This is a genomic window from Streptomyces sp. NPDC050315, assembly GCF_040655775.1.
Taxonomy (GTDB): domain Bacteria; phylum Actinomycetota; class Actinomycetes; order Streptomycetales; family Streptomycetaceae; genus Streptomyces.
The window spans coordinates 911,906-921,711 of the sequence record NZ_JBFAKN010000003.1 but is presented as its reverse complement, the minus strand read 5'-3'; the positions used below and the strand labels follow the sequence as shown (position 1 = coordinate 921,711).

At 68.4% G+C, this 9,806-nt stretch carries 9 protein-coding genes and 2 rRNA genes; all 11 read left to right on the top strand.

Features of this window, described 5'->3' with window-relative positions; genetic code table 11:
• A 23S ribosomal RNA gene (locus AB0I82_RS15335) occupies nucleotides 1–74 on the top strand; the annotation flags it as partial.
• A gap of 77 nt (nucleotides 75–151) precedes the next feature.
• Nucleotides 152–268: ribosomal RNA gene (rrf, locus tag AB0I82_RS15330) — 5S ribosomal RNA — on the top strand.
• A 217-nt stretch (nucleotides 269–485) separates the two neighbouring features.
• Complete coding sequence (locus tag AB0I82_RS15325; RefSeq protein ID WP_363257711.1) at nucleotides 486–1,094, top strand: CDP-alcohol phosphatidyltransferase family protein; 609 nt, start codon at nucleotides 486–488, stop codon at nucleotides 1,092–1,094.
• A 113-nt stretch (nucleotides 1,095–1,207) separates the two neighbouring features.
• On the top strand, nucleotides 1,208–3,703 hold the full coding sequence (locus AB0I82_RS15320; protein WP_363257710.1) for a mannose-1-phosphate guanyltransferase: 2,496 nt from the start codon (nucleotides 1,208–1,210) through the stop codon (nucleotides 3,701–3,703).
• An 85-nt stretch (nucleotides 3,704–3,788) separates the two neighbouring features.
• Nucleotides 3,789–4,706 carry a DUF881 domain-containing protein gene (locus tag AB0I82_RS15315; RefSeq protein WP_363257709.1) on the top strand — a complete coding sequence of 306 codons (918 nt, stop codon included), beginning with the start codon at nucleotides 3,789–3,791 and terminating at the stop codon, nucleotides 4,704–4,706.
• Complete coding sequence (locus AB0I82_RS15310) at nucleotides 4,703–5,035, top strand: small basic family protein (RefSeq protein WP_003984969.1); 333 nt, start codon at nucleotides 4,703–4,705, stop codon at nucleotides 5,033–5,035. The genes AB0I82_RS15315 and AB0I82_RS15310 overlap by 4 nt, the downstream gene beginning before the upstream one ends.
• A gap of 707 nt (nucleotides 5,036–5,742) precedes the next feature.
• Nucleotides 5,743–6,669, top strand: a complete 927-nt coding sequence (locus AB0I82_RS15305) for a DUF881 domain-containing protein (RefSeq protein WP_363257708.1) — start codon at nucleotides 5,743–5,745, stop codon at nucleotides 6,667–6,669.
• 439 nt (nucleotides 6,670–7,108) lie between these two features.
• Entirely contained in the window at nucleotides 7,109–7,645 is a 537-nt protein-coding gene (locus tag AB0I82_RS15300) for an FHA domain-containing protein (protein ID WP_363257707.1), read from the top strand.
• 17 nt (nucleotides 7,646–7,662) lie between these two features.
• Complete coding sequence (locus tag AB0I82_RS15295) at nucleotides 7,663–8,412, top strand: MerR family transcriptional regulator (RefSeq protein WP_223732213.1); 750 nt, start codon at nucleotides 7,663–7,665, stop codon at nucleotides 8,410–8,412.
• Nucleotides 8,413–8,486: 74 nt separating this feature from the next.
• Nucleotides 8,487–8,960 carry a bifunctional nuclease family protein gene (locus AB0I82_RS15290; RefSeq protein ID WP_030263902.1) on the top strand — a complete coding sequence of 158 codons (474 nt, stop codon included), beginning with the start codon at nucleotides 8,487–8,489 and terminating at the stop codon, nucleotides 8,958–8,960.
• Nucleotides 8,961–9,179: 219 nt separating this feature from the next.
• On the top strand, nucleotides 9,180–9,797 hold the full coding sequence (locus tag AB0I82_RS15285) for a MerR family transcriptional regulator (RefSeq protein WP_363257706.1): 618 nt from the start codon (nucleotides 9,180–9,182) through the stop codon (nucleotides 9,795–9,797).
• Nucleotides 9,798–9,806 lie beyond the last annotated feature (9 nt).

Below are 9,806 nucleotides of genomic sequence, written 5' to 3'. Positions count from 1 at the left end.
GGTTGATAGGCCAGATATGGAAGCCCGGTAACGGGTGGAGTTGACTGGTACTAATAGGCCGAGGGCTTGTCCTCAGTTGCTCGCGTCCACTGTGTTTGTTCTGAAGTAACGAACTCGCCATAGCCGGCTGGAGTTGTTATCTTCATAGTGTTTCGGTGGTCATAGCGTTAGGGAAACGCCCGGTTACATTCCGAACCCGGAAGCTAAGCCTTTCCGCGCCGATGGTACTGCAGGGGGGACCCTGTGGGAGAGTAGGACGCCGCCGAACAATTCTTCAGCTCCGGTCCCTGAACCAAAAAGGTTCAGGGACCGGAGCTTTTTTGTTTTCGGGGTGCCCGGCTGCCGGCCGGCGTTTGTTTCCGGACATGGTGGAGCCTCGTCGCCGGCCTGACGGCGGCCGATACGGGGCCCGCGGTACAAGGGGACGAACCGGGCAGGTAAAGTCATGGGGCATCGTCGCTACGTTCCCCACAGGAGGCACACGGGTGGAGGTTCAGGAGACGCGGATCCAGACTGATCGCGTCCTCACCATCCCCAACATTCTGAGCATGGCTCGCCTGGTCGGCGTGCCCGTGTTCCTGTGGCTGATTCTGTGGCCGGAATTCGGCGGTCCCAAGGCTGACGGCTGGGCGTTGCTGGTGCTGGCTCTGAGCGGCGTCAGTGACTACCTGGACGGCAAGCTTGCGCGTCGGTGGAATCAGATCAGCAGCCTGGGGCGCATTCTCGATCCGGCGGCCGACCGGCTGTACATACTGTCCACGCTGGTCGGCCTGACCTGGCGGGAGATCCTGCCGCTGTGGATCACGATCGCGCTGCTGGCCAGAGAGCTGATGCTGCTGATCGCGGTGGCCTGGCTCGCCCGGTACCGGTACGGGCCGCCCCAGGTGAACTTCCTGGGCAAGGCGGCCACGTTCAACTTGATGTATGCGTTCCCGTTGCTGCTTCTCAGTGACGGAAGTGGCTGGCTGCATACACTCGCTGCTATTTTCGGATGGGCGTTCGCCGGATGGGGTACAACGCTCTACTGGTGGGCAGGAATCCTCTACGTGGTTCAGGTCCGTCGCATCATCAAGGCGGACGCCGCGGCCGACTGAGCTCGCCGAACCGGCAGCCGTGCGATGGCCGGGTGCCCAACGCGAGAGAAGTGGGCCATCTGGGCGGGTGAAGTCGGCAAGATCGTCGTCTCTTCGAGGAGGACGCTTCCGACATGAAGGCCGTTGTGATGGCGGGCGGTGAAGGCACGCGCCTTCGGCCCATGACTTCGAGCATGCCCAAGCCACTGCTTCCGGTGGCAAACAGGCCGATCATGGAGCACGTGCTGCGGCTGTTGAAACGGCATGGCCTCAGTGAGACCGTAGTGACGGTTCAATTCCTGGCCTCGCTGGTAAAAAACTATTTCGGCGACGGTGAAGAGCTCGGCATGGAGCTCACGTACGCCAATGAGGAAAAGCCGCTCGGCACCGCCGGCAGCGTCAAGAACGCCGAGGAGGCGCTCAAGGACGATGCCTTCCTGGTGATCTCGGGCGATGCTCTCACCGACTTCGACCTGACCGACCTGATCCGTTTCCACAAGGAGAAGGGCGCCCTCGTCACCGTCTGTCTGACGCGGGTCCCGAATCCGCTGGAGTTTGGTATCACGATTGTCGACGAGGACGGTCAGGTCGAGCGTTTCCTGGAAAAGCCGACCTGGGGACAGGTTTTCTCCGACACCGTGAACACGGGCATTTATGTCATGGAGCCCGAGGTCTTCGACTACGTTGAACCGGACGTTCCGGTCGACTGGTCCGGCGATGTCTTCCCGCAGCTCATGAAGGAGGGCAAGCCGATCTACGGCTATGTCGCCGAGGGCTACTGGGAGGATGTCGGTACCCACGAGAGTTATGTGAAGGCCCAGGCCGACGTCCTCGAGGGAAAAGTCGATGTCGATATCGACGGCTTCGAGATGTCCCCGGGTGTCTGGGTGGCCGAGGGCGCCGAGGTTCACCCGGACGCCGTATTGCGCGGACCGCTCTACATCGGCGACTACGCGAAGGTCGAGGCGGGCGTAGAGCTGCGTGAACACACCGTCGTCGGCTCGAATGTGGTCGTGAAGAGCGGCGCCTTCCTGCACAAGGCCGTGGTGCACGACAACGTGTACATCGGGGAGCAGTGCAACCTCCGCGGCTGTGTCATCGGGAAGAACACCGACGTGATGCGGGCGGCCCGCATCGAGGACGGCGCCGTCATCGGCGACGAGTGCCTCGTCGGTGAGGAATCGATTGTTCAGGGCAACGTCCGCGTCTATCCGTTCAAGACGATCGAAGCGGGCGCGTTCGTCAACACCTCGGTGATCTGGGAGTCCCGCGGCCAGGCGCATCTTTTCGGTGCCCGTGGCGTTTCCGGAATTCTGAACGTGGAGATCACGCCCGAGCTGGCGGTACGGCTCGCGGGCGCGTATGCGACAACCCTGAAGAAAGGTTCCTCGGTCACCACGGCGCGGGACCATTCACGGGGTGCCCGGGCGCTGAAGCGGGCGGTGATCTCCGCGCTGCAGGCGAGCGCCATCGACGTACGCGACCTCGAGAACGTGCCGCTGCCGGTGGCCCGTCAGCAGACCGCACGGGGCAGCGCCGGCGGGATCATGGTCCGTACGACGCCGGGCGTGCCGGACTCCGTGGACATCATGTTCTTCGACGAGCGGGGCGCGGACCTCTCGCAGGGCGGGCAGCGGAAGCTCGACCGGGTGTATGCCCGCCAGGAGTACCGTCGCGCGTTCCCCGGCGAGATCGGTGATCTGCACTTCCCGTCCAGCGTCTTCGACTCCTACACGGGCTCGCTGCTGCGGTCCGTGGACACGACCGGGATCGCGGAGGCCGCCCTCAAGGTCGTCGTGGACGCGTCGAACGGCAGCGCCGGTCTGGTGCTGCCCAGCCTGCTGGGCCGTCTCGGGGTGGACTCGCTGACGATCAACCCCGGTCTCGATGAGTCGCGGCCCACGGAGACCGAGGACGCGCGGCGGTCCGGGCTCGTACGGCTGGGCGAGATCGTCGCGTCGGCGCGCGCGGCCTTCGGGGTGCGCTTCGACCCCGTGGGCGAGCGGCTGTCCCTGGTTGACGAGCGGGGGCGGATCATCGAGGACGACCGCGCCCTGTTGGTCATGCTGGACCTGGTGGCCGCCGAGCGGCGCAGCGGGCGGGTGGCGCTGCCCGTGACCACCACCCGTATCGCCGAGCAGGTGGCGGCGTACCACGGTACGCAGGTGGAGTGGACGACCACGTCGCCCGACGACCTGACCCGGGTCGGCAGGGCGGACGACACGATCTTCGGTGGCGACGGCCGGGGCGGCTTCATCGTCCCGGAGTTCGCGAGCGTCTTCGACGGCTCGGCCGCGTTCGTCCGGCTGATCGGTCTGGTGGCCCGTACGCAGCTCACGCTGAGCCAGATTGACGCGCGTATCCCGCGTGCGCACGTCCTCAAGCGCGATCTGGCGACCCCGTGGGCGGTCAAGGGTCTCGTCATGCGGCATGTGGTGGAGGCGGCCGGCGACCGGTCCGTGGACACCACGGACGGCGTGCGGGTCGTCGAGGCCGACGGGCGGTGGGTACTGGTACTGCCCGACCCGGCCGAGGCGGTCACGCACCTGTGGGCGGAGGGCCCGGACGACGCCTCCGCGCAGCAGCTCCTGGACGAGTGGGCGTCCGTCGTGGACAGCGCGGGCCGCTGACCCGGGTCCCCACCGGCGCGTCCCGATTCGGCGCGCCGGTGGGGCCATTGGGTGACCGCGCCGCCGACGTGCGACGATGTGCGGCATGTCGCAGCAGCACCCCGAACGGAGCAGCCCCGGATACGCTCCGCGCCCCGATGCCTCCATGTCGCTGCTGACCAATGTCATGGAGCACAGCCTCGATGACGGATACGCCGAAGCGGCGGCCCGTAAGGCGGCGACGGCCGGGGGCCTGCCCCGTACGCTGCGGGCCAAGTTGGGCCTGGCGGCCGGGCTGGTCCTCGCCGCGGTGGTCGTGACGGTCGGGGCCGCCCAGGCGCGGATATCAGCACCGACCATGGCCAAGGAGCGCGAGGAGCTCATCGCGCGGATCGACCAGGGCACCGACAAGGCCGACAAACTGCAGCAGCACGTCGACTCGCTCCGTGAGGACGTCGGCGACATGCAGCGCAGGGCGCTCAAGAAGAGTGACGGCGAACGGGCCGACCTACTGGCGCTGCTGTCCGGTTCCACTCAGGTCACCGGCCCCGGGGTGAAACTGGTCGTGGACGACGCCAAGGAAGCGGAGACCGGCGGTGGCGGTCCCCGAGAGAGCAGCGGCTTCTCCGATACCGGGCGGGTGCGCGACCGGGACATGCAACGGGTGGTCAACGGCCTGTGGGAATCCGGCGCCGAGGCCATCTCCGTCAATGGACAGCGCCTCACGTCCCTCTCGGCGATCAGGGCGGCGGGAGACGCCATACTGGTCGACAACAAACCGCTGGCGCCGCCGTATACGGTGCTGGCGGTGGGGGACGGGCAGCGGCTGAGCACCACGTTCCAGGACAGCGCCGATGGCCAGTACCTGCATGTGCTGCAGGAGAACTACGGCGTCCGCACCAGGATTTCCACCGAGGGTGACCTCACGCTGCCGCCCGCGCCGAGCTTGATCGTACGTACCGCACAGCCGAAGACCGGTGCCGCGCAGCCGGGCGGCACCGACACAGGGAAGGGCACATCGTGATCGCCGTACTGGGCCTCATCGTGGGAGTCGTGGTCGGACTTGTCGTCCGCCCCGTGGTGCCGACGGTGGTCGAGCCCTACCTGCCGATCGCTGTTGTCGCGGCGCTGGACGCCGTGTTCGGCGGTCTGAGGGCGATGCTGGACGGCATTTTCGACGACAAGGTCTTTGTCGTCTCCTTCCTGTCCAATGTGGTTGTCGCCGCACTCATCGTCTTCCTCGGGGACAAGCTGGGCGTCGGCGCCCAACTCTCCACCGGTGTGGTCGTGGTACTCGGCATCCGCATCTTCTCCAACGCCGCCGCGATTCGCCGGCACGTGTTCAGGGCGTGAGACCAATGGCATCCGACGAGCACGACAAGAACGACGAGCGCAACGAGCGCAACGAGCGCAACGAGCCTGACGAGGCACAGGGGCGCGAGGAATCGCAGGAGCGCGCCGAGTCGCCCGAGAGCGACCGGACGGCCGGGCGCGACGAGGCCGCGCCTGCTGAGGGCGGTGTGGTGCAGAAACGTCCCGTGACGCCTGGAAGTGGCGAGCCGTCAGAAGGTCGCGACACTCCGAAGGGGGACGATGCCCCGGAGCGCCGCGAAACGCCCAAGGCGTCCGAGACGTCCGGTAAGCCCGAGGAGGGTGAACGTACCGAGGCGCCCGAGAAGCCGGTGACCCGCAGGGCGGACGAGGCTGCCGAGCAGGCGGCCGCCGCGCAGGCCCCGAAGGAGGAGCCTGGCGAAGGTCATACGCAGCGGCCAGGCCCCGGCCGTCTGCAAGGACCCCTGCAGGGCCCCGCCCAAGGGCGCCCGCCGCGCCCCGTACAAGGGCGGGGTGGCCCCCAGGGGCCCGCTCAGGGGCGCCCGCCGCGCCCGGTGCAGGGCCGTCCGCAAGGAGGGCCGCAGGCGCGCCCTCAGGGGAGCGGTCAGGCCGGCCCCCATGGTGCGCACGGCCCTGTACGGCAGCGCCCGCAAGGCCCTGCGCAAGGGCCCGGGCAGGGGCGTCCGCAAGCCCCCGGTGACCGTTCCGGGCCCGCTGGGCGGCTGCCCATGCCGCCCGAGCGGCAGGCGCCTGGCGGGCCTCCTCGGGGGCCGCAGCAACCGCGTCCCGGTGGTGCGTCGGCAGCGCCTCAGGGCGGCCGTCCCGCGGGCGCCGCGGCATCCGGGGCGGAGGAGCGCGGCCCCGTAGGGAACGGGCAGGCTCCCGCGAACGGTCAGCCGTCCGCGGCGCGGCCGGGCCCCGAAGAAGCGCCCCAGCTCACCGGCCGGGAGCGGCTGAAAGCCGGTCTGTGGCCGCCGCGCCTGAACCGGGCTCAATTGATTGCCGCGGTACTGCTGTTCATTCTCGGGCTGGGGCTCGCTATTCAGGTACGTTCCACCAGTGACAGCAGTGCGCTGCGCGGAGCGCGCCAGGAGGACCTGGTGCGCATCCTTGACGAGCTCGACGACCGCTCGCAGCGCCTGGAGGACGAGCAACGGCGGTTGGAAGGCCAGAAGACCGAGCTGGAGAACAGCTCGGACCAGGCCGAGGAGGCCCGTAAGCAGACGGTGGAAAAAGAACAGCAGCTCGGGGTGCTGGCCGGTACGGTGGCGGCCGAGGGGCCCGGCATCTCGCTCACGATCGACGACCCGTCGCGCTCCGTCGAGGCGGACAAGCTTCTGGACACGATCCAGGAGCTGCGCGCGGCCGGCGCGGAGGCCATTCAGGTCAACGACGTCCGTGTCGTGGCGAACACCTACGTCTCGGACGTGCGGGGCGGCGTGGAGATCGACGGGAAGCGGGTCGTGCAGCCGTTCCGCTTCAAGGTCATCGGCAAGCCCGAGGACCTGGAGCCGGCCCTGAACATCCCGGGCGGAGTGGTTCAGACATTGGAGAAGGAGCAGGCCACGGTGTCTGTGACCCGTCAGGACAAGATCGTCGTGGACGCCTTGCGCAAGGCGGAACGGCCCGACTACGCGCGGTCGTCGTCGCAGTGAGGCGGGAACGTATGGCGAGGCGTGTGACGGGGCATGAGGTAGCCGGGGGTCGGCGCACCGCACAAGTGGTGCGTGGTGGAAACTGTGTGAAGGCCCCGGACGTTGAATGGATGTCCGGATCGGCCGGTGTGTGCATCGAGGGTTCGTCCTGCCCCACGGGCGGGTCTGTTTCGTTCAAGGGGAATCGCCCGTGAGTTTTTTTGCGAAGCTGTTCGGCAAGAGTGACCGCAAGGACGGCGGCAACGCCTCTGCGCGGCACGCCGCGCCACGGCAGTCAGGTGAGCCGGCGGCCAATGAGGAGCGCCCGCTCTTCCGTGACGAGGTGGCCGGCCCGGCCGGTGGTACTTCCGGTGGTCAGCAGCCCGGTTCTGTTGACCCTGCCGCGTCCGGCCCCATAGGTTTCCAGGAACCATCAGCCGCTACGGGTGGAGGGTCCGCCTTGCCGGTTTGTACGAGGTGCGGGCACCGCAATGCCGAGGCGAGCCGGTTCTGCTCCAACTGCGGCGCGCCGCTGCGCGCCGGTGGGCAGGCCGAGCGTCCCTCTGAGACGACCTCGACCATCTCCATCTCGGGTATCGAGGCGTACGACGCGGAGACGACGGGGCAGACCCCGATGCCTTCGCTGTCCCCCGAGGCCCAGGCCGCCGTGGACGCGTTGCCGCTCGGCTCCGCGCTCCTCGTGGTGCGCCGGGGCCCCAATTCCGGCAGCCGCTTCCTGCTGGACGGTGACCTGACCACGGCGGGCCGCCATCCGCAGAGTGACATCTTCCTGGACGACGTGACGGTCTCCCGCAGCCATGTGGAGTTCCATCGCGGCCAGGACGGCGGCTTCACCGTCACCGACGTCGGCAGCCTGAACGGCACCTACGTCAACCGTGAGCGGATCGACTCGGTTCCGCTGGCGAACGGCGACGAGGTGCAGATCGGCAAGTTCCGCCTGGTCTTCTACGCGAGCCAGCGGGGCGTCGGCATCTGACCGGCCAGGGAAGGCACATGCACCACACACCGTCCGGCGGTGCCGGTTCCTCCGGCACCGCCGCCGCGGGCGGCGAGCTGGTGAGCATCGGTACGGTGCTCAATCTGCTGCGCGACGAATTCCCCGAGGTCACGATCTCCAAGATCCGCTTCCTGGAGTCGGAGGGCCTGGTCGAGCCGCAGCGTACGCCGTCCGGGTACCGCAAGTTCAGCACGGAGGACGTCGAGCGGCTGGCGGGCGTGCTGCGGATGCAGCGCGACCACTATCTGCCGCTGAAGGTCATCCGCGAGCACCTGGACGCCGTGGCGCGCGGTGAGGACGTGCAGCTCCCGGCGCCCGCCTCGGCGCCCAGGGAGTTCCTGGACGGTGTACAGGAGCCGTCCGGTGAGCATCCGACGGCCGCCCGGATCGGCCGCGACGAGCTGCTGGCCGCCACTGAGGTGGACGAGTCCGAGCTCGCGGACTGGGAGGCGTACGGCCTGCTCGCCCCGGCGTCCGACGGCGGGTACGGCATCGAAGCCGTGGCGGTCGCCAAGCTCGTCGCCGAGCTGGGCCGCTTCGGCCTGGAAGCGCGTCATCTGCGGGCGGTGAAGGCCGCGGCGGAGCGCGAGGCGGGCCTGATCGAGCAGGTCGTGGCGCCGTTGAAGCGGCACCGCAACCCGCAGACCAGGGCCCATGCGGAGGCCACGGCCAGGGAGCTGGCCACGCTCTCCGTACGACTTCATGCGGCCTTGGTCCAGGCCGCCCTCCACGTCCGGCTGCCGTGACCTTGGGTACGGACACCCCCGCCGAGGGGGTGCCCGACTACCCAAACCGGCCGGGCACGTCCTAGGGTTGCTGTGTGAACGAGCTCGACGTCGTGGGTGTCCGGGTGGAAATGCCTTCCAACCAACCGATCGTGCTGTTGCGCGAGGTGGGAGGCGACCGCTACCTGCCCATTTGGATCGGGCCCGGCGAGGCGACCGCCATCGCCTTCGCCCAGCAGGGCATGGCCCCTGCCAGGCCGCTGACGCACGACCTGTTCAAGGACGTGCTGGAGGCGGTGGGCCAGGAGCTGTCCCAGGTGCGCATCACGGACCTGCGGGAAGGCGTCTTCTACGCCGAGCTGGTCTTCGCCAGCGGCGTGGAGGTCAGCGCCCGCCCGTCCGACGCCATAGCGCTGGCGCTGCGCACGGGTACGCCGATCTACGGGACCGACGGGGTGCTGGATGATGCCGGCATCGCGATCCCGGATGAGCAGGAGGACGAGGTGGAGAAGTTCCGCGAGTTCCTCGATCAGATCTCCCCCGAGGACTTCGGTACCAACAGCCAGTAAGGCCGCAGCGGGCGCCGCACCGTAAGGGAGCGAGCGGGGCGCACGACAGCACACCCGGCGCACAACCCACCAGACATTCCCCGCATAAAGTCACGTGAAACCACTCGTAGGGTGATTATCACTCGGCGTGGCGAGCGCGGCGATCGTTGACGCACCCCGAGTGACTGCATACCGTCGATAAGGCAGGTCCCGTCCGGGACGTGAAGGACGGAGGTCGGCGTGGCAATCACCGGCGACGGTACGGCGGCGGGAGGGGCATTGCCGCTTCACACTGGCGCGGCGAATCGTGCCCCCGTAAACCGTGCCCCGGCACAGGCCGCCGGGAAGCCGGCCGGCCCGGTCGGCGAGACGGTCGGATACCGAGGACCGACGGCATGTGCCGCCGCGGGGATCACTTACCGGCAGCTGGACTACTGGGCGCGTACGGGACTGGTCGAGCCCAGCGTGCGGCCGGCGTACGGCTCGGGCACCCAGCGGCTCTACAGCTTCCGGGACGTCGTCGTCCTGAAGATCGTCAAGCGGCTGCTGGACACCGGCGTCTCGCTGCAGAACATCCGCACGGCCGTGCAGCACCTCGCCTCCCGCGAACTGCCCGATCTGGCCCAGATGACGCTGATGAGCGATGGCGCGACGGTGTACGAGTGCACCTCGCCCGATGAGGTCGTCGATCTGCTCCAGGGTGGTCAGGGCGTTTTCGGCATCGCCGTCGGCGTGGTCTGGCGGGACGTGGAGGCCGGGCTGTCCCAGCTGCACGGAGAGCGCGTGGACACCGGCGAGACCCTCATCGGCCACAATCCCCACGACGAGCTGGCCCGCCGCAGGAATCGCGCGGTCTAGAACGGCCCG

Excerpts from the sequence above, each read along its gene's own strand:
- AB0I82_RS15305 (WP_363257708.1), top strand. The coding sequence starts at position 5,743 with ATGCCGCCCGAGCGGCAGGCGCCTGGCGGGCCTCCTCGGGGGCCGCAG.
- AB0I82_RS15295 (WP_223732213.1), top strand. The coding sequence starts at position 7,663 with ATGCACCACACACCGTCCGGCGGTGCCGGTTCCTCCGGCACCGCCGCC.
- AB0I82_RS15315 (WP_363257709.1), top strand. The coding sequence starts at position 3,789 with ATGTCGCAGCAGCACCCCGAACGGAGCAGCCCCGGATACGCTCCGCGC.
- AB0I82_RS15320 (WP_363257710.1), top strand. The coding sequence starts at position 1,208 with ATGAAGGCCGTTGTGATGGCGGGCGGTGAAGGCACGCGCCTTCGGCCC.